This is a genomic window from Mycolicibacterium frederiksbergense (genome assembly GCF_012223425.1).
Classification (GTDB): domain Bacteria; phylum Actinomycetota; class Actinomycetes; order Mycobacteriales; family Mycobacteriaceae; genus Mycobacterium; species Mycobacterium frederiksbergense.
This window is the reverse complement of record NZ_CP038799.1, coordinates 4,612,824-4,637,326: the sequence shown is the minus strand read 5'-3', so window position 1 is coordinate 4,637,326 and position 24,503 is coordinate 4,612,824. Positions and strand designations below refer to the sequence as shown.

Genomic DNA, 24,503 nt, shown 5'->3' with positions numbered 1-24,503 from the left:
CATGGCCGACCGATCCGATACCCAGCCGCACTCCGATGACAACGAGGGCGACCAGAACGACGGAAAACCTACGCCACCACGCACGCGCAGGCGCCAGGACAGCACCGCCGAAGCGGTGCTAGCCGTCGAGACCGTCGTCGTACCCGAACGCGGCCGATGGGCTGTCGACATCATCGTGGTGTTCGCCGACGGCATTGTGCGCAAACGCATCGACACCCATCCCACCCAGGCCCGCGCCGAACTCTCGGCACGCATGATCAAACGGGCCGCCGAACGTGACATCCGAGGACCTCTCAATGGTTGACGCACTGGTGCAATCCCAACTCGCGGTGCGGCCACAGCCGCTGGGCACATTTCCGCTGCCGCTCGGCTACCTGCTGATTCCGGCCGGCGCCGACACCGAACAAGCCCGCGCCGCGATGCTGCAGGGCCGGCTTCCCGACCACTGGCCCCCGGCCCTGCGGGCGCACGAACTGGCGGCGGCAGGTGATCGCGAAGCGGCCGTCCGATCGCTGGCGGCCGCCGCGGGTGACACCCCCGACCCGGTAACCCTCTACAACCGTTTCGTGCTCGACCCGGATAGCGTCGACGCCGGGAAACTGCGCACCGAACTCGGCGAATTCGCGGTTCTTGTCGACGTGGTGGAGTTCGTGCTCGGCCGCACCGACATCCCACCGCGATCCGACGATGCCGATGGCGAAGTGGCCGCGGCGGTGTTGGCCGCCCAGGCAAGCCACGCACTGGGTGAGCAGAACCCCGCTGCGGCAGTCGAATTGCTCGACCAGGCCATTGAGCTGAGCACCACGGCGTCCACCCCGCTGACCGGGCTGCTGCGCGGCGCGGCAGCGGCGGTGTGCCGGGACATCGGCGATGCCAGTTGCGTCCCCCGCCTGCAGCGGGCACTGGCCGATCTGGACGATGCCGACGACTTGCGAGTGGAGCGCGCCGAAGTACACCTCTATCTGGCCGGCGCTCTGCACGAACAGGCGGATGACCACCCCGAACTGCTGCCGGCCGCGGTTCCGCACTATCACGCGGCGCTTCAGCTCATCAAATGTGAAGATGCGCCCACGATGTGGGCCGCCGCGCACTCCGGGCTGGCCACCGCGTACCTGACCATGCCGATGGTGGAAGCCTCCGGTCAGCTACGGCTGGGGGTGGCGGCACAGTCCTTGCGGGCGGCATTGACGGTCTACAGCCGCGAAACACATCTGCAGGAGTGGTCCAGCGTCCAGCTCAACCTGGCCAACTCGCTGGTGTACACGCCTTCGCGACATCAGAAAGAGAACCTGGTCGAGGCGGTCGAGATCTACGAGTCCGTTCTGCAGACCCGCGACCGCGACACCGACCCCCTCGGCCGGGCCAGAGTCCTGGCCAATCAAGGCAATGTGCTGGCCCATCTCGGTGTCTTCGACGAGGCGAAGGCGAAACTCTACGAGGCCCGGTTCCTGTTCGAGGACCTCGGCGACAACGAGTCGGTGCGCACGGTGCGCGGCGTGCTCGACGAGATCGCCCGCCAGAGCGTGCTTTCCGGGACCGACTCGGAGGTGCCGGGATGACCACCACCGTGCCGCAGCTCACCGCCGCACCGCCGGCGGTGACCGCCGAACCGACCTTCGAACAGCTGGCGACCCGCGTCGATGACGCCGTCAAGGCGCTGGAGGCACTGGATCCGGCCGCGCGCACCGTTGCCGAGGAACTCAAGGCTGCGGTCGAGGCGATCCACCGCGCCGGTCTGGTGACCATCGTGCGCAGCCTGCGAGCCGGCGATGCCACCCGGCCGGTGTTGTTCGACCTCGTCGACGACCCGGTGGTGCATCTGCTGTTGTCACTGCACCAGATCGTGCGACCGGACCCGATGACCGAGGCCGCCAAGGCTCTTCAGGAGGTTCGGCCACAGCTGCAGGGACACGGTGGCGATGTCACTCTGGTGCGTATCGACGACGGCATCGCATTCGTTCGCCTGACGGGCGCCTGTAACGGGTGTTCGATGTCATCGGTGACATTGCGCAACCTGGTGGAAAAGGCGCTGGTCGAGGGCATCGCGTCGATCAACGGCATCGAAGTCGTCCCCAATGAGCCCGAGCAGACGGTGATCGCGCCGGAATCGCTGTTCTCGACCGTTCATGCCGAGGATGGTTGGGCGCAGGCCGGCGCCGTCGCCGACATGCCCGACAACGGTCTGGTCGCCAAGCTGTTGGCCACACCGCCCACCGGGCAGGAGGTGTCGGTGCTACTGGTCAGCCAGAGCGGCCAATTGTCCTGCTATGTCAACGAATGCGCGCATGAGGCGCTGCCGTTGGACAACGCGGTGTTCGACGCCGAGAACGGCACCCTGACCTGTCCGTGGCACGGCTTCTGCTACGACGCCGGCTCCGGCGAATGCCTCACGGCGCCGGAAGCCCAGCTGGAGCAGCTGCCGTTGCGGGTGAACAACGGTCAGATCTGGATCCGAGTCGGTCCATGACGAGCCTCACGGTACGAACCAGTCTTTCCCGGGCGACACCGCGCCCGGCAGGTGCCGTCGGGCCCGACATGACGGGCGGCTGGATTCCGGAGGTGTGGCTGGGGGCACCCGCGTCGGGCGGGCTGACGCTGCCTGCCGCCAGCCCCACCCCGGCCTGGATGTACTCCCCGCGCTGCGTGTTCTTCGATGACGATCACCTGGTCGCCGCCGATTCGGGCAATCACCGGGTCTTGATCTGGAACGGTGTCCCGACCCGGGACGGACAGCCCGCCGATGTGGTGCTCGGCCAGCCCGATGCCACGTCGGAGGGACGCGCCGCCGGCGGCCGTGGCCCCGAGAACGGGATGAATCTGCCCACCGGAGTGCTGATTCACCGTGGGCAGCTCATCGTGGCCGACGCCTGGCACCACCGCATCCTGGTGTGGCGTGAACTTCCCGAAGAGCACGGCACCCCACCCGATCTGGTGCTCGGCCAACCGGACCTGTCATCCGTGGAGCCCAACTCCGGACGTGAGTGCAACGCGGCAACGCTGTACTGGCCGTTCGGCGTTGCGATGGTCGGATCGACATTCTGGGTCGCCGACACCGGCAACCGCAGGGTGCTCGGCTGGAGCGGCGGAATACCCGAGCCCGGTCAACCCGCCGATATCGTGCTGGGCCAGCCCGATGCCCACCACCGTGAGGAGAACCGCGGCGAAGAGGTGGGCCCGCACAGCTTCCGCTGGCCACACAGTCTCACCGGCACCGACCGGCTGCTGCTGGTCGCCGATGCCGGTGATCACCGGGTCCTGGGCTGGTCGCCGCTGCCCTCCGACGACCAGCCCGCCGATCTGGTTCTGGGACAGCCCGATTTCACGACGGCCCAAGAATGGCCGTACGGCCCCCAGAAGGGCGACCGGCTCCGTTTCCCGTACTCCGTCTGCCTCGACGCCGCCGGCGGACCGGCGCAGCGGTTGGCGGTCGCCGACACCGCCAACAACCGCATCCTGTTGTGGGACGCACTGCCGGCCGACGGCCGCCCCGCCGATCACGTGCTTGCGCAACCCTCATTCGCCGCCAATGGCGAAAATCGCTGGGACGCCGTCACTCACGACTCCCTGTGCTGGCCGTACGGTGTGTGGTTGCGCGGTGACCGCCTCGCGGTGGCCGATTCGGGCAACAACCGCATCATGATCTGGCGGCGGCGCTGATGTCGCCGCAGGGATTGCCCGCAGCTGCCACCCGGCACCGATTCATCGTGACCGGTGTCGTACAAGGCGTCGGTTTCCGGCCGTTCGTACATCGGATCGCCACCGAACTCGGTCTGGCCGGCGTCGTGGGCAACGACTCGGCGACCGTGTTCATCGATATCGAGGGCCCCGCTGCCACCATCGCCGAATTCGGCAAACGACTGCGTCTGGATGCACCACCGCTCGCGGTGATCGACGATGTGTCGAGTCGACAGATTCGCTCCGATAGTCAGTGGCACAGTGGTTTCCAGATCGCCACCAGCCGTATATCGGCATCGGTCCCCACCGCCATCCCGCCGGATGTGGCGATATGTGACCTCTGCCTTGCCGAGATGTTCGACCCCGCCGACCGCCGCCATCACCACCCGTTCATCACGTGCACCGACTGCGGCCCGCGGTTCACGATCATCCGGGGCCTGCCCTATGACCGGCCCGCCACCACCATGGCCGGCTTTCCGATGTGCGAGCGTTGCGCGCAGGAGTACGACGACCCGGCAGACCGCCGATTCCATGCTCAGCCCATCGCCTGCCCCGACTGCGGACCGTCCCTGTGGTTCACCGGTCCGGGCGGGCGGGTCGACGGTGTCGATGCTGCGCTGGCCGCGACCCGGCGGCGCCTGGCCGCTGGACACATCGTTGCCGTCAAGGGTATCGGCGGCTACCACCTTGCGTGCCGACCCGGCGACGATGCGGCAGTCACCGCTCTGCGACGACGTAAGGCACGGGGCGGCAAGCCCTTTGCACTCATGGTCCGTGATCTCGACGTGGCGCGACAGTACGCACATATCGACGCTGCGGAAGTGCGGGTTCTTTCCAGCTCGGCGCGGCCCATCGTGTTGCTGAGGCGCCGGGATAGTGCGCCGGTCGCCGCCGGCGTGGCCCCGGGAAGCCCCTTGATCGGGCTGATGCTGCCGTATTCACCGATCCACCACCTGCTGTTGACACCGGCACCGGACTCCGGGGCCGACACTATCGATGCCATCGTGTTGACCAGTGCCAACCGCTCCGATGAACCCATCTGCTGCACCGCCGAGGACGCCGCTCGCCGCTTACCCGCGCTGGCCGATGCCGTGCTCGATCATGACCGGCCCATCCACATACCGTGCGATGACTCCGTCGTCCGAGTCGTGGACGGCCACGAACTGCCGATCCGACGCTCCCGCGGCTATGCGCCGCTGCCCATCGACCTGGGCCGGGATGGACCGCCTGTCCTGGCTGTCGGCGGCGAGCTCAAGAACACGTTCTGCCTCACCGACGGACGCCGCGCGTTCTGCTCGGCCCATATCGGCGATATGGGCAGTGTGGCCACGCTCAAAGCGTTCACGCAGTCGGTGCGCCAGCTCAGCGAGATCCGTCGCGAGCCGGCCCGCATCGCCACCGATCTGCACCCGCGGTACGTCACCCGGAACTGGGCCGAGCACAACACCGGCGGGCGGCCGCTGGATCTGGTGCAACACCATCACGCGCATGTGGTGTCACTTCTCGCCGAACACGGCATGCTCGGCGAGCCGATCATCGGGGTCGCGTTCGACGGCACGGGTTACGGATGCGATGACACCGTATGGGGCGGTGAGATTCTGCGCCTCGACCATGACTCGCATCGGTTCACCCGCGCCGGACACCTTGCCGCCGTGCCGTTGGCCGGCGGCGACGCAGCAGTACGCAACCCATGGCGGATGGGGCTGGCCCACTTGTGGGAGGCCCGCGTGCCGTGGCACTCGGATATGGCGCCGGTAGCTGCGGCCACCAGCGCCGAGTTGCGTTTGCTGCGAACACAGTTCGCGACCGGCCGCGGGTGTGTGCCGACAACCAGCATGGGCCGGTTGTTCGATGCGGTGGCCTCGCTGCTCGGGGTACGCCAGCACATCGACTACGAAGGTCAGGCGGCCATCGAGCTGGAATCGCTGGCCACCTCGGCCTGCGCTGACGTCGCCGGGCCGGGACCGGTGCCACTGCGGGTGGACGTGCGCCCGGATGGCGTGCTCGATCCGGTGCCGCTGATCGCGGCGTTGGCGTCGGCCGCCTCCGACGGTGCCGACACCGCCGCGCTGGCATCCGGGTTCCACCACGCCGTCGCTGTCGCCGTCACCGAAGTCGTCCAACAGGTCGCCGGAGGCACCCGCACGGTGGGCCTGACCGGCGGGGTCTTCCAGAATGTGCTGCTGCTCCGATCCTGTCGGCAGCTGTTGCAGGAAGCTGGGTTTCGCGTGTTGATCCACCGCAAAGTGCCGCCCAACGACGGCGGACTGGCACTGGGTCAGGCGGCGGTTTCGGTGCTGACCGCGCTGGCCGAATCCGGGCCCGATACCGCACACCACCGACTCGGCGAAAGGACACCGCGATGTGTTTAGGGATACCCGGTCGCATCACCGAAATCTGGGATGCACCCACCGGTGGACGGTTCGCCCACGTGGCCTTCGGCGACGAGGTGAAAACCGCATCGTTGGCCTATCTTCCCGACCTGGCGGTCGGTGACTACACGATCCTGCATGCGGGATTCGCCCTGACTCGTATCGATGAGCAGTCGGCGCAACTGACCCTGGCCACCATGCGCGAGTACGGGGTCTTCGGCGAGCAGGAGGTGTCATGACCGCCGTGGCGCCGCAGGGGATATCGGCCCCGCTGTCCGCCGATCTGGCCGGCGCATCGCTCGCGCTGGCCCGGCGGTTCTGCGATTCCGCCACGGCGTGGTGCGTCGCCCCGGCGTTCCCGCCGCACGCCCAGCACATCGCGGTGGAGTTCGTGCACCCGGTCATCGTCGGGAAGCGCGCCCTCCCGGCGGTCGCGCTGACCGGCACCGACCTGGTCGGTCAGGTGCGGGTTTCGGCCCGGCCAGGCGATGTGGTGATCGCCGTTGCGGCCGCGGACGATCCCGTGGTCTCGGCTATCATGCGGCGCGCCCCGGCCTGGGGTGTCACCACCATCTGGATCGGCAACGGTGCCCGCCCCGCTCCGGGCGCCGCCGACCATGTGCTCTGGCTCGACGATCCGGATCCCACGCTGCCCGCGACGGGCGAGTTCGTCCTGATGTACCACCTGCTGTGGGAACTGACCCATGTGTGTTTCGAACACCCCGGGCTGCTGACCGTCTCGAAAGAGGAATGCACAGAAGAGGTGTGCATCACCTGTAGCGATGAGGGCCGCCTCGCCGAAGTGATCGCCACCACCACCGATGGAACGGCGACGGTGCGCTCCGCCGACGGCACCGAAACGGTGCTGGCGACGCTGGTCGGACCGCTGGCAGCGGGCGACCTGGTGTTGGTGCACGCCGGAATGGTGATCAGCACGATGGCCGAGGAGTGACGCGATGAACCGACAAGATTTCGACGTCGATCCGCTCGACGAAGCGACCAATTTCCTGTACCCGTTCATCGATTCACACGAATCCGACGCCGGCGCGCTGCTGGCCGACCTCAGCAGATCGGCTCAGGCCAAAGCCGCCGACAGTGCGGCCCTTCGGCTGTCGAGCTTGCAGGCCTGCCGTGAGCTGCTCGACAAAGCCGGCGCCGAGCTGGCCCGCCGATTCACCGCCGGCGGCAGGATGTTCACCTTCGGCAACGGTGGCAGTTCGACGGATGCCGCGACGATCGCCGCCTTGTTCGCCCAACCGGCCGCCGGCCGGCCGCTGCCGGCCTGGTCACTCGCCGCCGATCAAGCGGTGCTCACCGCGCTGGGCAACGATGTCGGGTTCGACCTGGTGTTCGCCCGGCAGCTGATCGCCAGGGCGGGCCCGGTCGATATCGCGGTGGCGATGTCGACCAGTGGAAACTCTGCCGATCTGCTGATCGCCTTGCGGGAAGCGCGTCGCCGCGGCCTCTACACCATCGGATTCGCGGGCTATGACGGTGGCGCATTCGCCGACAACCCCGACGTCGACGTGTGCTTCGTCGTCGATTCTCAAAGCGTGCACCGGATTCAGGAGTCACAGGCCCTGCTCGGCTATCAACTCTGGGTCACCGTCCAAGCGGAGGTAGGGCCATGACCGAACACGTAGCCGAATATCTCTCCTCGGGGCCATCGTTCCGGGAAGGTGAGGTGATCGAACGGATCGAGGCGTTCCGCAGGCGGCGACCCCGGCTGCGGGACACTGTCGTCACCCTCGCCCACGGCGCGGGCGGCAAGTCATCGGCTGCGCTCGTCGATGCGGTCTTCGTCGAGGCGTTTCGCAATCCACACCTGGACTCGCTCGGTGACGGCGCGGTGATCGACCTGCCCGGCGGCCGGCGGATCGCGTTCTCGACCGACTCGTTCGTGGTGCAGCCGCTTCGCTTCCCCGGCGGCTCGATCGGGCATCTGGCGGTGCACGGCACCCTCAACGATCTGGCCATGGTCGGTGCCGTTCCGTCCTGGCTCACGGCGGCATTCGTACTCGAAGAGGGTTTTCCGATTGCCGACCTCAAGGACATCGTCGCGGACATGGCGTCCGCGGCCCGTGCCGCGTCGGTCCAGATCGTCACCGGCGACACGAAAGTCGTGCCACGCGGCGCCGCCGACGGGCTGTACATCACGACAGCCGGCGCCGGGCTCGTGCCTGCCGGACGGGAACTGACCGCTGACAAGGTGCTGCCCGGTGACAGACTGCTCGTCTCCGGCACCATCGGCGACCATGGCATGGCGGTGATGCTGGCCCGCGGGGATCTGGCGATCGAGGCAGATATCGAATCCGATACCGCGTCGGTGAGCGGACTGGTCGAAAGCCTGTTGGCCGCGGCACCCTCGACCCGGTGGCTGCGGGACCCCACCCGCGGTGGCGTCGGAACGGTCTGTAACGAACTGGCGCAGGCGAGCGGCCTGGCCGTGGTGCTGGAGGAGAATCGGCTCCCGGTGCGGCCGGAGGTCGCCGGGGCGTGCGAGATGCTGGGCATCGACCCGCTGTACGTGGCCAATGAGGGCAAGTTTCTTGCCGTCGTCGCGCCCGCCGAAGTCGATGCCGCGCTGGCCGCGCTGCGGGCCCAGCCGGGGGGCGGCGAGGCCATCGAGATCGGCCGCATCGCCGAGGAACCCGAGGCCACCGTCGTATTGCGCACCGCTTTCGGTGGCACGCGCATCGTGGACATGCTCGTCGGCGACCCACTACCCCGCATCTGCTGAGGAAGGTCACGTCATGTGTTTGGGAATTCCGGGACGGATCATCGAGATCACCGATGTCGACAATTGTTTGGCCAAGGTCGACGTGAGCGGTGTACGACGGGTGATCAGCGTGCGCCTTTTGGAAAGGGACATGCCAGAACCCGACGACTGGGTACTGGTCCACGTCGGCTTCGCGATGGCCAGGATCGACGAGTCCGAGGCGCTGTTGACGCTCGCGGCCGTTCAGAAACTCGGTGACGCCTATTCCGACGAGATTCAAGCATTCGATTCATCCGCCATCATCTGAGCTGGAGACCACCATGCGTTTCGTTGACGAGTTCCGCGACCCCGCGGCAGCGCGAAAGTTATTGTCCGCCATCACCGCACTGGCCGGCGCTGGCGGACCCGACGAACACTTCAAGTTCATGGAGGTGTGTGGCGGACATACCCACACCATCTATCGGCACGGTATCGAACACCTGCTGCCCGCCAATGTGGAGCTGGTGCACGGTCCGGGCTGCCCGGTGTGTGTGATTCCGATGGGACGTGTCGATGACGCCATCTGGCTGGCCCAGCGGCCGGGGGTCATCTTCACCTGCTTCGGTGACATGATGCGCGTCCCCGGATCCAATGGCAGCCTGCTGGACGCCAAGGCCAACGGTGCCGACGTCCGCTTCGTCTACTCGCCCCTGGACGCGCTGAAGATCGCCGTCGACAACCCCGACAAGCAGGTGGTGTTCTTCGCTATCGGCTTCGAGACCACCGCGCCGTCCACCGCGGTGACCGTGGTGCGCGCCCGCGAACTCGCCGTGCCGAACTTCACCGTTTTCTGCAATCACGTCACGATAGTTCCGCCGATCAAGGCGATATTGGAGTCCCCCGATCTGCGTCTGTCGGGTTTCCTCGGGCCCGGCCACGTGTCCACGGTGGTCGGCAACCGGCCGTATCGGTTCGTGCCAGCGGTGTACAAGAAACCCTTGGTGGTAGCCGGTTTCGAACCGCTGGACATCCTGGCCTCGATCGCGATGCTGCTCCGGCAGATCCGGGAGGGCCGCTGCGAGGTGGAGAACCAGTACTCCAGGGTCGTCCACGAGGAGGGCAACCCGGCCGCGCTGGCACTGATGAGCGAGGTCTTCGCGGTGCGCCCGCACTTCGAATGGCGCGGTCTGGGTTTCATCTCGCAAAGTGCCCTGCGGTTGCGCGACGAGTTGGCACAGTTCGATGCCGAGCAGCGGTTCGCGCTGCCCGGCGTCCGGGTGGCCGACCCGAAGGCCTGCCAGTGCGGCGAAGTGCTCAAAGGCGTGCTGAAACCATGGGAATGCAAGGTGTTCGGCACGGCGTGCACACCGGAAACGCCGATCGGGACGTGCATGGTCTCCCCGGAAGGCGCCTGCGCGGCCTACTACAACTTCGGCCGGCTGCACCGTGATGCCGCCACGCTCATCGGCCACGGTGCACCGACGTGACCGGCGGTGCCACCGGCACCGACGGCGCACTGATGTTCGCGCACTACGCATATGCCCCGAACCGGCTGGGCTACTGCGGACCGTCGGACGCATCACGGCTGGTCGGCGGTACTCGTGCTGATATCGAGCGCGCGGCAAGGCAATTCACCGGTGCTTGGCCTTATCTGGTGGTGCTGTCCCAGATGACGGGAATCCCCGACCCGCTGGATCACCGGATCGTCGAATCGTACTGGCTCGGCGGCGGGGTGGGTGCGGAGCTGGACCCGCACGCGTTCACTGCGGCGCTGCTCGGGGTGATCGGCCCTCAGGCCGGCCACTATTGGGCGCACCTGAGCGCCGACCTCGCAGAGGAGGCCGCACCGAACCACGGCTTCCATGTCCTGGGTGTGTACCCGTGGACCCGGCTGCTGGGTAACGGTATGGACGAGCACCCGTTGGCGGTCTTGGACAATTGCCGGATCACCTGGGGCACCGTGCTTTCCAGTGATGGTGTGACTGCCGTCGTGGAGTGTCGCAAACTGGCCTGGAACGGTTCGGCGTTGTCGCTGCCCGCCGAGTCCACCGTTCGGGTGGATGTCGGTGAGGAAGCGCCGACGGACACGCCGGTGACGACGGGCGATCTCGTCGCGATGCATTGGGGGCGGGTATGCGCCCGGCTGACCTCCGAACAGTTCGCCGCGCTGGAAACGAGTACGCAACAGCAGTTGCAGGCCACCAACCGCCGCCTGCGTTGGTTGCGCTGATGAGACCGCGGATCGTACAGACCGACGATCAGATCGGTTTCTATTGGGCCGATTCCGCCGGCGTGCCCAGCCCACTCCAGGTCCTCGTGGCGGGCGATGACGAGCCCGATCGCCTCGTCGCGACTCACCTCGAGGCTCTCGACGATGCGTTGATCATCGCCGCCGGGCGATTCGGTGAGCTACTGGGCGGCGGCAAGCTCCCCACCCCGCAGGAACGCGACGACCTCGCCGCCCTCTACCAGTGCCTGGACCGGCTCGTGTACGAATACGCGTCATCTGCCGACGCGTGCGCGGTGGTACCGGATGTGCGGGCCGGCAAGATCATCGGCACCGCAGCGCTCTTCTCGATCTGCGCTCGATTCGCTCTCGAGCTGCTGGGGCCGGCACCCCTGGACGGTGAACTCGATGAAGCACCCATCGGGGTCATCGCCGGCTACGGCGAGATGCAGTTGGTCGATCCGAGTATGCCCTGGAAGGGCGGCCGATGGATCCTTCGGTCCGAGACCGGACAGCGCTATCCACTGACGTTGTCCACCATGCTGTTCGACAGCTCCGGTGTGAACAAGGACGCCGCGCGGCGCGAGCACCGGGACGTCATCGAGGCGTGCGTGCGCAGTGGCGCCGAGGCCGACCCGCTGACCGTGGCCTGCGCACTGGACTGGTTGCTGTACGACTGGCTGATGGCGCACCGCGAGGATCCCGACAGTGCCGCCATCACGTTCCCCAAGGGCCATGATTCGGACGCCGGAATGCTCGTGTCGGCCGCGTCCACTTCGGTGCGCACGCGGGCGCAGTTCGATCCAGGGTTGGTGATCACGAGGTAGGGCTGCGCCTATAGCCTCGCCGCGGCATAGGTTGCCGTGGCGTTGTCCAGCCAGCCGCGCGCGGTCAGCGCCTCCAGAAACTGGGCGTAATGCCCGGTCAGTTCGGACACCCGTGCGGTGTTCGGTGTTCGCTCCCCCCGACGGCGCACCATGGTCGCGACAGCTTCCTTGGCGGACCGGCCACTCGAGGTCGCGGCGAGAATCGCCATCCCCAGGGCCGGTTCGTTCTGTTCGGGTATGTGGACCTGTCTGCCGAGCATGTCGGTCCGCATCTGCGACCAGTACTCATTGCGGGACGCCCCGCCGGTGAAGGTCAGGGTGCCGTGCGTCGGGGCACCCAGCATGGTGACCCGGTCGAAACAGAGCCGTTCCAGGCATGTGACACCGAGGAGCAGGGCGGCGAAGACGCCTGGGCCGGTGTGCGGCCGACCGAGCAGGAACGTCTCGGCATCCAGTGCCCGGAAAGGGAACCTCTCACCTCGGGCGAGAAGCGGATACGCCATCGGACCGATGGGCAACCTCGCCGCCCTCGCGGTCAGGTCAGCAAGGTCGGCACCCGGGAACCACTCGGTCACCACCCCTGCCCCGCAGTTCGAAGCGCCTCCGGGCAGCCACGTCCCGTCCGGGCCGCGATGACAGTAGAGCGAACCCGCCGGGTCGTGAATCAGCTGGGCTGAAACGCCTTTGAGCACCAAGGTGGTGCCGAGAACGGAATTCCAGGAGCCGATCTCGACGCAACCCGCACCGAGTTGGGCCGCACAACCATCGGTCATCCCGGCCACCACCGGTATTCCGGCGGGCACCCCGGTCAACGCGGCGGCATCGGGACCGACCCGGCCGAGCACCGTGCCCGGGCGAACCACTGCAGGCAGCAGCTGCGGCGGGATTCCGAGGATGGTCAACACCTCGTCGGGCCAGCGCTCGCGGACAAGGTCGTATCCGGACTTCAGCGCATTGCTGGCGTCCGTGGGGACGAGACGACCGACGAACCGAGCCGTGATCAGGTCGGCCTGGTGGCACAACCGCGTCGTGTCGGCGACCAGTTCCGGTTGTCTGTTCAGCAGCCACAACAGCTTCGGCAATGCCCAGGTGGGCTGCATATGCGTGTACCCGAGGGAACGCCACAGTGCCGCGCCGGCATCGTCGACGGCGCCCGCTTCCGTCACCGCCCGCGCATCGTCGTACATCAACGCCTCGGTGCGAGGATTTCCAGCGCTGTCGACGAGCAGTACCGAGCCGGACGTGGCGGTGACCGCGAGGGCCGCTACCACGTCCGCGGGCAGGCCCGCCAATGCCGCTCTGGTCGCGTCGACGACCGCGGCCCACCATTGCCGGGGATCTTGCTCATGGCGGCCGGCCCCGCGGGTACTCGTCAGCGGCGCCGATCCCGCTCCGAACACGTGTCCGTCATCGTCGACGACGAGCGCGCGTGCCTGTTGGGTGCCCAGGTCCACTCCGAGCCACAGCGGACCGGTTGAGCGCGTCAAGCGCCCGCTCGGCGTCATCGTCGACTCCTCATTCCTGTGCGCAGCTGCGTCTCGGTCAACGCGACCATGGTGTCGTTGGATCCCGTTCGCGTGCACCCCAGGTCGGGGGTGACGCGGGGACGGGCGCTCCTCGCGGAATAAAGACCGACGAAGCGGTGCTGGGAACTCACATGTCGACTCCCCCACTCGGGCGCTACGGTGCTTATCTGGCTCTTCCGACTTGATGGGGGTCTGGTGTGACCGATTGGGTTCGTGTCGGTGACTGATTGAGGGCTCGCGCCCTTGTCAACTGGGTGTTCTCTACGCATCCAGAGCAAAGGCGCGAGCATGTCTGACAATAGTGGTTCCCTGCTGCTTGGACTCGACGGCATCACCGTGGAGTCCGTGCAGGTCGATGACAGCGATGTCCGCGTCGTTCACGTCGGCACAGCGCTCGAGTGGGTCGGGATCTGCCCGGACTGCCGAACCAGATCGTTGCGGTCGAGGGGTTGGGTCACGACTCGGCCCCGAGACGTCAGGATCGGTGCGGACCGGCCGTTGATCGTGTGGCACAAACGGAAGTGGTTGTGCACCAACGCCTCCTGCGGTCGGAAGTCGTTCACTGAGTCCACGCCGTCGGTCCCGCCGCGGGCGCGGGTGACGGTACGAGCCAAGGCAGAGATGGCCCTGGCGGTCCTCGACGACGACCGCTCGGTCACCGCGGTCGCCGCCGCGTATGGCTGTAGCTGGAACACCTGCCATGACGCGGTGATCGCCACCGCCGACCCGGTCCTGGCCGGTGAACCGCCCCCGGTGCGGGTGCTGGGCATCGATGAGACCCGCCGCGGGAAGGCCAAGTGGGAGACCTGCTCGGAGACCGGGGCCCGCGCGTGGGTGGACCGCTGGGACAGCGGCCTGGTCGACATCACCGGCACCGGCGGGTTGCTGGTCCAGGTCAACGGCCGTGCCGCGCAGCCGGTCACCGACTGGCTCACCCAGCGCGACCAGGCGTGGAGGGACGGCATCGAGTTCGTCGCGATCGACATGTCAGGGGCCTACGCCAAGGCCGCCCGCGAGGCCTTGCCGCACGCGAAGCTGATCGTGGATCGCTTTCATCTCGTGAAGAAGGCCAACGAGATGGTTGATCGGGTTCGCCGCCGCGTCACCCAGGCCTACCGCGGCCGCCGCGGGCACAAGAGCGATCCGGAGTGGATCAACCGCCGCCGGCTACTGCGCGCGGCCGAGCGTCTCACCGACGATCAACGACACACGCTGTTCGAGAAACTGACCTGCGCGGACCCCAACGGGGACATCGCGGCGGCCTGGATCGCCAAGGAGCTGCTGCGAGACGTGCTGGCCTGCACCGACCGTGGCGGTCTGCGCTATGAGATCCGTGACGCGCTGTACCGGTTCTACACGTTCTGCGCGGCGTGCTCGGTGCCCGAGATCGTCAAGCTCGCCGAAACCATCTCAGCGTGGCAGGAACCGATGATCCTGGCCATCACCACCGGGCTGTCCAACGCCCGCAGCGAGGGCTTCAACAGAATCGTCAAACACGTCGGCCGCATCGCGTTCGGATTCAGAACACCAGACAATCAACGCCGCCGCGTACGGTGGGCCTGCACCCGCCAATCACGGCGAGCGCCATCCAGAACCAGGCTCCGCCCCTGCTAAGTCGGAAGAGCCGCTTATCTACTCGTCCAGGACTTCGAGACACGGTCCCTCACGTCACGGGTGAAGGGCCTCGAAGACAGCGGGTATGGCACGGTGTGGATTGCCGGAAATGCACCGGGAGACTTGGCCATCCCGGAAAGACTCCTCGACGAGAGCGAGTCGATCGCCGTCGGCACCGCGATCGTGAATGTCTGGGCCGAGGATGCCGACGTGGTGGCGGAAGCCTTCCACCGGGTGGACGGCCGTCATCCGGGACGGTTTGTGCTCGGCGTCGGCATCGGACACCGTGAGATGTCCGGCGACGTCTACCAGAAACCGTTCCCCACGTTGACCAAGTATGTCGATCGCTTGCTCGAACTCGGCGTCCCCGGCGATCAGATCATTCTCGCGGCGCTGCGCTCGAAGGTGTTGGAACTGTCCAAATCCAAGACCGCAGGCGCACTGCCGTATTTCACCACCGTTGCACACACCGAGAAAGCACGTTCGGCACTGGGCGCCGACCGGACGTTGGCGGTGGTGCAACTCGTCGCCACAGACGACGATCGCGACGTCAATCGTTCCACCGCCCGCGAACACACGGCGTTTTACCTGGGCCTGCAGAACTACGTGAGCAATCTGCAGGAAAACGGGTTCCCCGATCTACACGTAGGTGACGAACCGAGCGAGGAATTGTTGCAGGCACTCGTTCCGCTGGACGGAGTCGAGGGCAGCCTCCAACGGATCGGCGAGCACTTCAAGGCTGGGGCGGACCACGTGGCCATCATGCCCCTGCCCACGGCGCACGACCCGTTCCCGGCGCTCGAGCTGTTCGCCGCGAAGCTGCAGCTTTAGCCGCGCCGGCGCGCCACGGGAGGCATCTCAGTCGAGGACCGCAGACTAGACTGGACGAGACCTGCGTAGCGCTGTTGCAGCGCTGTGCTGTAAGAGTCCTCCATGAGACCGGCGGAAGAAAGACGTAGGGGATCTCACGTTCGGGATCGACCCAGAAACACGTTGAGCCACCGGTTCCAGCGCCGGTACCCGTTGGGGATGTCGAAACCACGTCCCATACCGGTCTGGCCCTATCAGCGGTCGGGATACCTCAAGCGGGGTCGCACCGTCGCCGACTTGGCACGCAAGTGTGGAATCGATGCCGGGAACTTGCAGTCCACAGTTGCGGCGTTCAACGAACACGCCCGGCGCGGCGAGGATCCGGACTTTCACCGGGGCGAGACACCTTTCAACCGAGGCTCGGGCGACCCGGACAATCCGTTCCCGAATCCGTCGCTTGCCCCCTTGGCCAGGGGGCCGTTCTACGCCGTCAAGGTGGTCCCCGGCAGTTTCGGCACGTTCGCCGGCGTGGTCACCCGTGCGTCCGCCCGCGTCCTCAATGACGCCGATGTCCCGATACCTGGCCTCTACGCCGTCGGATCGGATCAAGCCAGCGTCATGGGCGGGCACTACCCCGCCGGAGGAATCAACATCGGGCCCGCCATGACGTTCGGGTACATCGCTGCAGAGCACGCCACGCAGTCTCGGCACGCCGGCCAACCCGTGGTGTGACCCGAGTTACACCAGTGCACACTGCCGGAATAGTGTTCACCGCATGACTGCATCTTCCCCGCTCCGCGTCATCCAGTGGACCACCGGAAACATCGGCACCCGCTCGCTGCACGCCATCATCGGCCGCGACGATATGGAACTGGTCGGCGTCTACGCCCACGGAGCGGACAAGGTCGGGGTCGACGCCGCCGACCTCGCGGGCTGGCCGACTCCGACCGGCATCAAGGCCACCAACGACATCAACGCGCTGATCGCCCTCAAACCGGACGCCTGTTGTTACAACCCGCTGTGGCCGAGCATCGACGAACTCGTCGCCCTGCTGGAGGCCGGCGTCAACGTCTGTTCGAGTGCGGCCTGGATCACCGGTGGCAAGCAGTCGCCCGAAGATCTGGATCGCATCAGGAAGGCTTGCGCAACAGGCAATTCCACCATCTTCGGCAGCGGCGCACACCCGGGAATGACGAACATGGTCGCCATGGTGCTCTCGGGCTCGTGCGAGCGGGTCGACGAGATCAGGATCACCGAATCGGTGGACTGCTCGACCTACGAATCTGCCGAAACCCAGACCGCCATGGGATTCTCCCAGGACCCGGACACCCCCGGGCTGGCCGAGAGCGTGCGCCGGGAGAGCGAGGTGTTCGCCGAATCAGCGGCGATGATGGCCGATGCGATCGGCGCAAAACTGGACCGGATGACCTTCGATGTCACCTTCACCGCCGCCACCGGCGACTCCGACCTCGGTTTCATGACGATTCCGAAGGGCACCGTCGGCAGCGTGCTCGGCTACCACCGCGGCTGGGTCGGCGACCGCAATGTCGTCAGCGTGGGGTTCAACTGGACGATGGGTGACCACGTCACACCGCCCAAACCCCTTGAGCACGGCCACGTCATCCAGGTCTTCGGGGTGCCCAACATGCGCACCGTGCTGCACTGCCTGCCACCCAGGGACTGGACCGAACCCGGGTTCATGGGCCTGGGCATGATCTACACCGCGCTGCCGGTCACCAATGCGGTACCCGCCGTGGTCGCCGCGGCCCCGGGCATCGCCACCCTCAAGGACCTGCCGCCGGTGACCGGACGCTTCGCCGGCTGAATCACTCGGCGAGGGTGACACACGCCCCGACGGCGCCGGCACCCACATGCACGGCCAGCACCGCTCCCATATCGCGGACCGTCAGCGACTCCAGCTGCGGCAACCGGGCCGTCAGCGCCGCGCCCATCTCGGCGGCGGCGTCGTGGTTGTCCACATGGTGCACCGTGATCGACGCGGAACGCTCACCCACCACCTCGGCGATCGAATCCACCATCGCGGCATGTGCTTTGGACACCGTGCGCACCCGCTGCGCCAGCACCAAGCGACCGTCGACATCCAGGCGTAGCAGCGGCTTCACCGACAGCGCGGTGGCCAGCCGGGACGCCGCGGTACCGATGCGCCCGCTGCGGCGCAGGTTGTCCAGGCGGTGCACGACGATGAACACGTGCCCCCGTGGAACCACCGCACGGGCAGCGGCCTCCACGGCGTCGAGCTCGGCGCCGGTCTGGGCGGCGCGTGCCGCCGCCAGCGCGACGTAGCCCACCCCCATCGCGGCCGAGCGGGTGTTCACCACGCGCACCGCCGAACCGAACTCGCGGGCGGCCGACGCGGCGGAACTGAACGTGCTGGACAGCGCCGCCGACAGATGTACCGCGACGACACCGTCACCGTCGCTGTCGGCCAACGCCTCCCGATAGGCCTGCGCCAGATCCGACGGCGAGGCGCCCGAGGTCGTCACCTGATGGCGGTCGAACACGTCGTTGGCAATCTCGTCGATGCCGTCACGCAGGTCGAGGTCGTCGACGAGGACGTGCAACGGCACCTGCCGGATCGACCATTGCTTGAGCTCGTCGAGACTCAGCCGTGACGACGAATCGGTCACCACCTGGACGGTCATGACCGGACGGAGGTGTCCGGTTGGTAGGCACCGGCTTCGGCGAGACCCTTGAGCATCAGATCCGCGACCGCGGCGTGCGCCTCGAAGTTCCAGTGGATCCCGTCGGGATTGCCCCGCCCGGACATCACTTCGTCACCGACCGCGGCCTTCAGATCCACCACCGGCACCTGATGCTCGTCGGCCCAGCCGGTGATGGCCTTGACGATGGGTTCACGCCACCGGTGCGAGTTACCGTAGGTCTCGGCGATGTGCACCGACGGGATGGTGGCCACCACAGGCAACCCAGGACGGTTGAAATCCAGAGCGGCCCTGGTCATCTCCAGGTATTCGACGGTCAGGTGCGGGGGCAGCGCCGGGCGCGCCACCGGGGACAGTCGCGGCTGCAGCCAGCCGTACCCGTCACGCGCCCACCGGCGCAGGAACGGCGGGCGGACGTAGCGGATCAGTTCGCGCACCGCGGTCGGCAGCGGTGAGGGCAGCGAATCCATGCCACAGGTCGCGAAGATCACCGCGCCGGCGCGCGGCAGCGCCGCCCAGGAACGGGGGTCCTGGGTGGCCGCCCACCACACGTCGCGACAGGTCCAGCCGATGCGGCCGATCAGCTCGACATCCCAACCCAATTGTTCTGCAACGATATTCGGCCAGATCCTGGGGTCGTCGGCGGGCAGTCCGCCGGTCGGCCCGTAGTAGGACAGCGAATCACAGAAGACCAGCAGGGTCTTGCGGCGGGGGCCGTCAGAGGACATCGTTGGCCACCTGCGCCGAGGCGTTCCACACATCCAGACGCCACTTGATGGCACTGCCCACGTCGTGCCCGGACAGCTGCGCCCAGCTGGCGTTGCCCATACCGCCCAGCACCGGCCAGTTGTCCACCGGCAGATCCAGCAGTGCGGCCGTCAGCGCGGCGATCAACCCGCCGTGCGCCACCAGCACCACCGGGCGGTCCGGCTCACCCCAGCCCGGTTGGGCGGCAACGATTTCGGTGACGAGCGGGACGCTGCGGTCCGCGACGTCGACCCGGCTCTCCCCGCCGTGCGGGGCCCACCGGGCGTCATCGCGCCAGGCCAGCCGGGCACCCGGCGCCACCGCGTCGACCTCGAGGTGGGTCAGACCCTGCCAGTCCCCCAGATGGGTTTCGCGCAGGCGTTCATCGATGGACACCTCCAGGCCGGACCGCTCGCCCAGTGCGGTGGCGGTGTCCAGGGCGCGCCGCAGATCCGAGGACACGATGACCAGGGGCTGGCGCTTGGCCAGCACCTCGGCGGCCGCGTTGGCCTGCTCGCGTCCCAGGTCGGTCAGGTCGGTGTCGAGTTGGCCCTGCATCCGGCTGCCGGCGTTCCACTCGGTCTGCCCGTGCCGCAACAGCACCAGCCGGCGCACACTCACTTGCCGTCCTGCGGCGCGTCTGGCTCGCCGAGATCCACGGGCACTACCGGGCAGTCCCGCCACAACCGCTCCAACGCATAGAACTCGCGTTCGTCGGTGTGCTGGACGTGCACCACGATGTCCACGTAGTCGAGCAGGGTCCAGCGCCCTTCGCGGGTTCCCTCGCGGCGGGCGGGCTTGTGCCCGGCGGCGCGCATCTTGTCCTCGATCTCGTCGACGATGGCGTTGACCTGGCGTTCGTTGGACGCCGACGCGATGACGAAGCAGTCGGTGATGACCAGCTGCTCGGACACATCGATGACCAAGACGTCATTGCCGAGCTTGTCCGCGGCGGCGCGGGCCGCGACGGTGGCCATCTCGACGGCTTCCTGGGTGGCGGTCATGACTTTGTCTCCTGTTTGTTGTCCCCGGTCGCCGCCGATGCGGGGTAGAGGTTGCGTTTGGACACGTACTGCACGACACCGTCGGGCACCAGGTACCAGATGGGTCGGGACTGCTGGGCACGCAGCCGGCAGTCACTCGACGAGATCGCCAATGCGGGCACCTCCACCAGGGTCAGGGCGTTCTCGGGCAGTTCCTTCATGGCCGCGGCGATGTGCTCGCCGTCGAGCTCGTACCCGGGCCTGCTCACCCCGACGAAACGGGCCAGGGAGAACAGTTCCTCCCAGTTCTGCCAGGACAGGATCGAGGCCAGCGCGTCCGCCCCGGTGATGAAGTAGAGCTCGGTGTCGGGATTCTGGGCGGCGAGATCGCGCAGCGTGTCCGTCGTGTAGGTGGCGCCACCACGGTCGATGTCGACCCGGCTCACCGAGAAACGGGGGTTGGCCGCGGTCGCGATCACCGTCATCAGGTAGCGGTCCTCGGCGGCGGTGACGTGGCGGTCGCGCTTCTGCCAGGGCTGCCCGGTCGGCACGAAGACGACCTCGTCGAGTTCGAACTGGTCGGCGACTTCGCTGGCGGCGACCAGGTGCCCATGATGCACGGGATCGAACGTCCCGCCCATCACACCCAACCTGCGCCGTGCTGCCACGAAGAGCCAGCTTACGGCAGTGTTCCGGGCCCGCTCGTCGGTGCCGACGGGTCAGACCGGCAGCAGGGCGTCGATCACCGCGGCGAGCTGCTTGGCCGACCGGCACTCGTGCATCGGGATCAGGTCCGTGTAGCGCGGGACGGCCGAGTCACCGCTGCCCCACAGGTGCCTGGGCTCGGGGTTGAGCCAGTGCGCGTGCCTGCTGGCGTTCACCATCCGGGTCAGCAGCTCGGTCTCGGGGTTGCGGTAGTTGTTCCGGGCGTCACCGAGGATGAGCAGCGAGGAACGCGGTGACAGCACGTTGGGAAAGTTCTGCGCGAACGACACGAATGCGTGCCCGTAATCGGAGTGCCCGTCGCGGGTGTAGACGCCGGCTTCACGGGTGATGCGCTGCACCGCCACCGCCAGGTCGGCTTCCGGCCCGAACATGTGGGTCACCTCGTCGGTGGTGTCGATGAAGGCGAACACCCGCACCCGGGAGAACTGCTGGCGCAGCGCCGCGACCAGCATCAGCGTGAAGTGGCTGAAACCGGCCACCGAGCCCGAGACATCACAGAGCACCACCAGTTCCGGCCGGGCTGGGTGTGGTCTCTTGAGCACGACTTCGATGGGTACCCCGCCGGTCGACATCGACTTGCGCAGCGTCTTGCGCAGATCGATCTGGCCGTGCGCCGACCGCCGCCGCTTGGCCGCCAGCCGGGTGGCCAGCGTGCGGGCCAGCGGCTGCACGGTCTTGCGCATCTGGCGCAGCTGCTCGCCGGAGGCACGCAGGAACTCGACGTTCTCGGCGAGCTGCGGCACCCCGTACATCTGCACATGGTCGCGGCCGAGCTGTTCGGCGGTGCGCCGCTTGGTCTCGGCCTCCACCATCCGGCGCAGCTGCGAAACACGCTGCGCAGCCATCGCTTTGGCTATTTCTTCCTGCGTCGGGGTGGGTTCCTCCCCGTAGGGCGCCAGTAACCCCGCCAGCAGCCGGCCTTCCAGTTCGTCCAGCGCCATCGCCTTGAGCGCCTGATATGACGAGTACGACGGACCGCGACTGGAGTTGTACCGACCGTAGGCCTCCACGATCCGCGCGATCATCGCGGCCAACCGGTCGTCGACGTTCTCCAGATCGCTGTCGGGGCCCAGCATGTCGATCAGCGCCGCGCGCATCGCCTCGATGTCCTCGGGCGGCACACCCTCCGGGCCGGCCTCGGCATCGGGTTCGTCCTCGATCACGGTCCGCGCGCCGTACGCGGCCGGCCACCACAGGTCGAACATGGCGTCGTAGGTGTCGCGGTGGTCGGCGCGACGCAGTACCGCGCAGGCCAGGCCCTCGCGCAGGGCCTCCCGGTCCCCCAGCCCCAGCACGGTCATCACCCGGCCGGCGTCCACCGTCTCCGACGGCCCCACCGCGATGCCCACACCACGCAGCGCCTCGACGAACTCCACCAGGTGTCCGGGGATTCCGTTGGGGGCCAGCGGCTGTGGTGGGCGGGTGCGGCGGGACGCCATCAGTTCAGCCTGAGCTCGCCGGCCGCCTTGACCTGATCGGACTGGTGTTTGAGCACCACCCCGAGCGTCGCCGCGATCAGTTCGTCGTCGATGGTGTCCATGCCCAGCGCGAGCACCGTGCGGCCCCAGTCGATCGTCTCGGCCACCGACGGCACCTTCTTGAGCTGCATCCCGCGCAGCACCCCGATGATCCGCACCAACTCCGAGGCGATCCGCTCGGGCAGCTCGGGAACCCGGGAAAGCAGGATGCGCCGTTCCAGATCGGGGTCGGGGAAGTCGATGTGCAGGAACAGGCACCGCCGTTTGAGCGCCTCGGACAGCTCCCTGGTGGCGTTGGAGGTCAGCAGCACGAACGGGGTGCGCTCGGCTCTGATGGTGCCGAGTTCGGGCACCGTCACCGCGAAATCGGAGAGCACCTCCAGCAGCAGACCCTCGATCTCGATATCGGCCTTGTCGGTCTCGTCGATGAGCAACACGGTCGGGTCGGTGCGCCGGATCGCGGTCAGCAACGGACGGCTCAGCAGGAACTCCTCGCTGAACACGTCGGTCTTGGTCTGGTCCCAGTCACCGGTGCCTGCGGTTCCCGCCTGGATCCGCAGGATCTGCTTGGCGTGGTTCCACTCGTAGAGGGCACGCGCTTCGTCCACGCCTTCGTAGCACTGCAGGCGGACCAGTTCCGATCCGGTGGTCTGCGCGACGGCGCGGGCCAGTTCGGTCTTGCCGACACCGGCGGGACCCTCCACCAACAGCGGCTTACCGAGACGGTCGGCCAGGAACACCGCAGTGGCGGTGGCCTTGTCGGGCAGGTAGCCGGTTTCGGCGAGCCGCTTGGCGACATCGTCGATATCGGTGAACAGCGGGGCCGGGCGGGCGGGAGGCTCACATGTGCTCTTTTCGCAGCGGTGTTCAGGCAGGACGGGTCTGGCCGTCGCCCCACACGATCCATTTGGTGGAGGTCAGTTCGGGAAGCCCCATCGGGCCCCGGGCGTGCAACTTCTGGGTGGAGATGCCGATCTCGGCGCCGAAACCGAACTGCTCGCCGTCGGTGAAGGCGGTCGAAGCGTTCACCATCACCGCGGCGGCATCCACCCGCTCGGTGAACCGTTGCGCGGCAGCAAGTTCGGTGGTGACGATGGCCTCGGTGTGACCGGTGCCGTATTCGTTGATGTGCTCGATGGCACCGTCGACGCCGTCGACGAGTGCCACCGCGATGTCCATGGACAGGAACTCCGCACGCAGCTCCTCGTCGGTGGGGTCGAGGTGGACGGTGACGCCGGCGCCCTGCAGCGCGTCCAGCAGTCGCGGCAACACGGTGTCGGCGGCGGACCGGTCCACCAGCAGTGTCTCGGCGGCATTGCAGACGCTGGGCCGCCGGGTCTTGGCGTTCAGCAGGATGCGTTCTGCCACATCGAGATCGGCGGCGGCGTGCACGAACACGTGACAGTTGCCGACACCGGTTTCGATGGTGGGGACGGTGGCATCGCGGACCACGGCGGCGATCAGTCCGGCCCCGCCACGTGGGATGACGACGTCGACGAGGCCGCGGGCCTGGATCAGGTGGGTGACACTGGACCGGTCCTCGCAGGGCAGCAACTGCACCGCATCGGCGGGCAGCCCTTCGGCAACCAGCGCCTCGCGCAGCGCCCACACCAGCGCCGCGTTGGAACGCGCCGCCGAGGAGCTGCCGCGCAGCAGGACCGCATTACCGGACTTCAGGGTGAGACCGAAAGCGTCCACGGTGACATTGGGGCGGCCCTCGTAGACGATGCCGACCACGCCGAGGGGCACCCGCTGCTGGCGCAGCTGCAGACCGTTGGGCAAGGTGCTCCCGCGCAGGACTTCGCCCACCGGGTCAGGCAGGCCCGCCACCTGGCGCAACCCGGCCGCGATGCCGTCGATGCGCTGCGGATTCAGGGCCAGGCGGTCCAGCATCGCCTCGGCGGTGCCCGCCGCACGCGCCGCGTCCAGGTCCTCCGCGTTGGCGGCCAGGATGTCGTGGGCGTGCGACAGCACCGCGTCCGCGGCGGCATGGAGCGCGCGGTTCTTGGTCACGGTGCTGAGGGTGACCAGCGCGCGGGACGCGATCCGGGCGGCCGCCGCAGCATCGTGGACCTGCTGTCGCAGGTCGGTCGTGACAGGTGTCTGCACACTCATTAAGCCAGCGTATCGGGCATCCCC

Annotated in this window: 24 protein-coding genes and 2 pseudogenes; 17 read left to right on the top strand and 9 right to left on the bottom strand. The window is 67.6% G+C overall.

What is annotated here, in order from left to right; all coding sequences use genetic code 11:
• Nucleotide 1: 1 nt before the first annotated feature.
• Genes EXE63_RS33125 through EXE63_RS25480 form a run of 13 tightly spaced genes read left to right on the top strand, consistent with a single transcriptional unit; the run spans nt 2 to nt 11,799 of the window.
• Complete coding sequence (locus EXE63_RS33125; protein ID WP_234904264.1) at nt 2–304, top strand: hypothetical protein; 303 nt, start codon at nt 2–4, stop codon at nt 302–304.
• Complete coding sequence (locus EXE63_RS25535) at nt 297–1,559, top strand: hypothetical protein (RefSeq protein ID WP_168144237.1); 1,263 nt, start codon at nt 297–299, stop codon at nt 1,557–1,559. The genes EXE63_RS33125 and EXE63_RS25535 overlap by 8 nt, the downstream gene beginning before the upstream one ends.
• Nucleotides 1,556–2,467 carry a NifU family protein gene (locus tag EXE63_RS25530; RefSeq protein ID WP_168144236.1) on the top strand — a complete coding sequence of 304 codons (912 nt, stop codon included), beginning with the start codon at nt 1,556–1,558 and terminating at the stop codon, nt 2,465–2,467. Before EXE63_RS25535 ends, EXE63_RS25530 begins: the two co-directional genes overlap by 4 nt.
• Nucleotides 2,464–3,657 (top strand): NHL repeat-containing protein, encoded by a 1,194-nt coding sequence (locus EXE63_RS25525; protein ID WP_168144235.1) that lies wholly within the window; start codon nt 2,464–2,466, stop codon nt 3,655–3,657. Before EXE63_RS25530 ends, EXE63_RS25525 begins: the two co-directional genes overlap by 4 nt.
• Nucleotides 3,657–6,047, top strand: coding sequence for a carbamoyltransferase HypF (gene hypF / locus EXE63_RS25520; RefSeq protein WP_168144234.1), 2,391 nt, complete (start codon nt 3,657–3,659; stop codon nt 6,045–6,047). Before EXE63_RS25525 ends, hypF begins: the two co-directional genes overlap by 1 nt.
• Nucleotides 6,038–6,286, top strand: a complete 249-nt coding sequence (locus EXE63_RS25515) for a HypC/HybG/HupF family hydrogenase formation chaperone (RefSeq protein ID WP_090363747.1) — start codon at nt 6,038–6,040, stop codon at nt 6,284–6,286. Before hypF ends, EXE63_RS25515 begins: the two co-directional genes overlap by 10 nt.
• The gene (locus EXE63_RS25510; protein ID WP_168144233.1) at nt 6,283–6,999 is read left to right on the top strand and encodes a HypC/HybG/HupF family hydrogenase formation chaperone; all 717 of its coding nucleotides are present in this window, start codon (nt 6,283–6,285) and stop codon (nt 6,997–6,999) included. Before EXE63_RS25515 ends, EXE63_RS25510 begins: the two co-directional genes overlap by 4 nt.
• 4 nt (nt 7,000–7,003) lie before the next feature.
• Nucleotides 7,004–7,678, top strand: coding sequence for a D-sedoheptulose-7-phosphate isomerase (locus EXE63_RS25505; protein ID WP_168144232.1), 675 nt, complete (start codon nt 7,004–7,006; stop codon nt 7,676–7,678).
• On the top strand, nt 7,675–8,787 hold the full coding sequence (hypE, locus tag EXE63_RS25500) for a hydrogenase expression/formation protein HypE (protein ID WP_168144231.1): 1,113 nt from the start codon (nt 7,675–7,677) through the stop codon (nt 8,785–8,787). Before EXE63_RS25505 ends, hypE begins: the two co-directional genes overlap by 4 nt.
• A gap of 13 nt (nt 8,788–8,800) precedes the next feature.
• Nucleotides 8,801–9,073 carry a HypC/HybG/HupF family hydrogenase formation chaperone gene (locus EXE63_RS25495; RefSeq protein WP_168144230.1) on the top strand — a complete coding sequence of 91 codons (273 nt, stop codon included), beginning with the start codon at nt 8,801–8,803 and terminating at the stop codon, nt 9,071–9,073.
• A 13-nt stretch (nt 9,074–9,086) separates the two neighbouring features.
• Complete coding sequence (hypD, locus tag EXE63_RS25490) at nt 9,087–10,232, top strand: hydrogenase formation protein HypD (RefSeq protein ID WP_149442796.1); 1,146 nt, start codon at nt 9,087–9,089, stop codon at nt 10,230–10,232.
• Nucleotides 10,233–10,264: 32 nt separating this feature from the next.
• Nucleotides 10,265–10,975, top strand: coding sequence for a DUF6390 family protein (locus EXE63_RS25485; protein WP_168145772.1), 711 nt, complete (start codon nt 10,265–10,267; stop codon nt 10,973–10,975).
• Nucleotides 10,975–11,799 carry a hypothetical protein gene (locus tag EXE63_RS25480; protein WP_168144229.1) on the top strand — a complete coding sequence of 275 codons (825 nt, stop codon included), beginning with the start codon at nt 10,975–10,977 and terminating at the stop codon, nt 11,797–11,799. Before EXE63_RS25485 ends, EXE63_RS25480 begins: the two co-directional genes overlap by 1 nt.
• Nucleotides 11,800–11,807: 8 nt before the next feature.
• Here the strand turns inward: EXE63_RS25480 and EXE63_RS25475 are convergent, their stop codons facing one another.
• Nucleotides 11,808–13,304 (bottom strand): FGGY-family carbohydrate kinase, encoded by a 1,497-nt coding sequence (locus tag EXE63_RS25475; RefSeq protein ID WP_168144228.1) that lies wholly within the window; start codon nt 13,302–13,304, stop codon nt 11,808–11,810.
• Between the two features lie 248 nt (nt 13,305–13,552).
• Here EXE63_RS25475 and EXE63_RS25470 point away from each other — a divergent pair.
• The 4 genes and pseudogenes from EXE63_RS25470 (at nt 13,553) to EXE63_RS25455 (ending at nt 17,574) form a co-directional block, all read left to right on the top strand.
• Nucleotides 13,553–14,939 (top strand): annotated as a pseudogene (locus tag EXE63_RS25470) (ISL3 family transposase).
• 60 nt (nt 14,940–14,999) lie between these two features.
• A complete protein-coding gene (locus tag EXE63_RS25465) occupies nt 15,000–15,770 on the top strand; it encodes a TIGR03620 family F420-dependent LLM class oxidoreductase (protein WP_168144227.1) in 771 nt (256 codons plus the stop codon).
• 171 nt (nt 15,771–15,941) lie between these two features.
• Nucleotides 15,942–16,481, top strand: a pseudogene (locus EXE63_RS25460) (FAD-binding protein); the annotation flags it as partial.
• 43 nt (nt 16,482–16,524) lie between these two features.
• Complete coding sequence (locus EXE63_RS25455) at nt 16,525–17,574, top strand: NAD(P)H-dependent amine dehydrogenase family protein (RefSeq protein ID WP_168144225.1); 1,050 nt, start codon at nt 16,525–16,527, stop codon at nt 17,572–17,574.
• 1 nt (nt 17,575) lies between these two features.
• Here the strand turns inward: EXE63_RS25455 and EXE63_RS25450 are convergent, their stop codons facing one another.
• From EXE63_RS25450 to EXE63_RS25415, 8 genes are all read right to left on the bottom strand, one after another.
• Nucleotides 17,576–18,412: a DegV family protein gene (locus EXE63_RS25450; RefSeq protein WP_168144224.1), complete on the bottom strand. Its 837-nt coding sequence runs from the start codon at nt 18,410–18,412 to the stop codon at nt 17,576–17,578.
• Entirely contained in the window at nt 18,409–19,158 is a 750-nt protein-coding gene (gene octT / locus EXE63_RS25445) for a diglucosylglycerate octanoyltransferase (RefSeq protein ID WP_168144223.1), read from the bottom strand. The genes EXE63_RS25450 and octT overlap by 4 nt, the downstream gene beginning before the upstream one ends.
• The gene (gpgP, locus tag EXE63_RS25440; RefSeq protein ID WP_168144222.1) at nt 19,148–19,798 is read right to left on the bottom strand and encodes a glucosyl-3-phosphoglycerate phosphatase; all 651 of its coding nucleotides are present in this window, start codon (nt 19,796–19,798) and stop codon (nt 19,148–19,150) included. Before gpgP ends, octT begins: the two co-directional genes overlap by 11 nt.
• Complete coding sequence (rsfS, locus tag EXE63_RS25435; RefSeq protein ID WP_105364473.1) at nt 19,795–20,181, bottom strand: ribosome silencing factor; 387 nt, start codon at nt 20,179–20,181, stop codon at nt 19,795–19,797. The genes gpgP and rsfS overlap by 4 nt, the downstream gene beginning before the upstream one ends.
• Nucleotides 20,178–20,801, bottom strand: a complete 624-nt coding sequence (nadD, locus tag EXE63_RS25430; RefSeq protein ID WP_234904641.1) for a nicotinate-nucleotide adenylyltransferase — start codon at nt 20,799–20,801, stop codon at nt 20,178–20,180. The genes rsfS and nadD overlap by 4 nt, the downstream gene beginning before the upstream one ends.
• A 78-nt stretch (nt 20,802–20,879) precedes the next feature.
• Nucleotides 20,880–22,325 (bottom strand): vWA domain-containing protein, encoded by a 1,446-nt coding sequence (locus EXE63_RS25425; RefSeq protein WP_168144220.1) that lies wholly within the window; start codon nt 22,323–22,325, stop codon nt 20,880–20,882.
• A complete protein-coding gene (locus EXE63_RS25420; protein ID WP_168145771.1) occupies nt 22,325–23,239 on the bottom strand; it encodes an AAA family ATPase in 915 nt (304 codons plus the stop codon). The genes EXE63_RS25425 and EXE63_RS25420 overlap by 1 nt, the downstream gene beginning before the upstream one ends.
• Nucleotides 23,232–24,479, bottom strand: a complete 1,248-nt coding sequence (locus EXE63_RS25415) for a glutamate-5-semialdehyde dehydrogenase (protein WP_168144219.1) — start codon at nt 24,477–24,479, stop codon at nt 23,232–23,234. The genes EXE63_RS25420 and EXE63_RS25415 overlap by 8 nt, the downstream gene beginning before the upstream one ends.
• Between the last annotated feature and the right edge of the window lie 24 nt (nt 24,480–24,503).

Bases quoted from the DNA above. Each gene is read 5' to 3' on its own strand.
- EXE63_RS33125 (WP_234904264.1), top strand. From the start codon at position 2: ATGGCCGACCGATCCGATACCCAGCCGCACTCCGATGACAACGAGGGC.
- EXE63_RS25535 (WP_168144237.1), top strand. From the start codon at position 297: ATGGTTGACGCACTGGTGCAATCCCAACTCGCGGTGCGGCCACAGCCG.
- EXE63_RS25530 (WP_168144236.1), top strand. From the start codon at position 1,556: ATGACCACCACCGTGCCGCAGCTCACCGCCGCACCGCCGGCGGTGACC.
- EXE63_RS25525 (WP_168144235.1), top strand. From the start codon at position 2,464: ATGACGAGCCTCACGGTACGAACCAGTCTTTCCCGGGCGACACCGCGC.
- hypF (WP_168144234.1), top strand. From the start codon at position 3,657: ATGTCGCCGCAGGGATTGCCCGCAGCTGCCACCCGGCACCGATTCATC.
- EXE63_RS25515 (WP_090363747.1), top strand. From the start codon at position 6,038: ATGTGTTTAGGGATACCCGGTCGCATCACCGAAATCTGGGATGCACCC.
- EXE63_RS25510 (WP_168144233.1), top strand. From the start codon at position 6,283: ATGACCGCCGTGGCGCCGCAGGGGATATCGGCCCCGCTGTCCGCCGAT.
- EXE63_RS25505 (WP_168144232.1), top strand. From the start codon at position 7,004: ATGAACCGACAAGATTTCGACGTCGATCCGCTCGACGAAGCGACCAAT.
- hypE (WP_168144231.1), top strand. From the start codon at position 7,675: ATGACCGAACACGTAGCCGAATATCTCTCCTCGGGGCCATCGTTCCGG.
- EXE63_RS25495 (WP_168144230.1), top strand. From the start codon at position 8,801: ATGTGTTTGGGAATTCCGGGACGGATCATCGAGATCACCGATGTCGAC.
- hypD (WP_149442796.1), top strand. From the start codon at position 9,087: ATGCGTTTCGTTGACGAGTTCCGCGACCCCGCGGCAGCGCGAAAGTTA.
- EXE63_RS25485 (WP_168145772.1), top strand. From the start codon at position 10,265: ATGTTCGCGCACTACGCATATGCCCCGAACCGGCTGGGCTACTGCGGA.
- EXE63_RS25480 (WP_168144229.1), top strand. From the start codon at position 10,975: ATGAGACCGCGGATCGTACAGACCGACGATCAGATCGGTTTCTATTGG.
- EXE63_RS25475 (WP_168144228.1), bottom strand. From the start codon at position 13,304: ATGACGCCGAGCGGGCGCTTGACGCGCTCAACCGGTCCGCTGTGGCTC.
- EXE63_RS25455 (WP_168144225.1), top strand. From the start codon at position 16,525: ATGACTGCATCTTCCCCGCTCCGCGTCATCCAGTGGACCACCGGAAAC.
- EXE63_RS25450 (WP_168144224.1), bottom strand. From the start codon at position 18,412: ATGACCGTCCAGGTGGTGACCGATTCGTCGTCACGGCTGAGTCTCGAC.
- octT (WP_168144223.1), bottom strand. From the start codon at position 19,158: ATGTCCTCTGACGGCCCCCGCCGCAAGACCCTGCTGGTCTTCTGTGAT.
- rsfS (WP_105364473.1), bottom strand. From the start codon at position 20,181: ATGACCGCCACCCAGGAAGCCGTCGAGATGGCCACCGTCGCGGCCCGC.
- nadD (WP_234904641.1), bottom strand. From the start codon at position 20,801: ATGGGCGGGACGTTCGATCCCGTGCATCATGGGCACCTGGTCGCCGCC.
- EXE63_RS25425 (WP_168144220.1), bottom strand. From the start codon at position 22,325: ATGGCGTCCCGCCGCACCCGCCCACCACAGCCGCTGGCCCCCAACGGA.
- EXE63_RS25415 (WP_168144219.1), bottom strand. From the start codon at position 24,479: ATGAGTGTGCAGACACCTGTCACGACCGACCTGCGACAGCAGGTCCAC.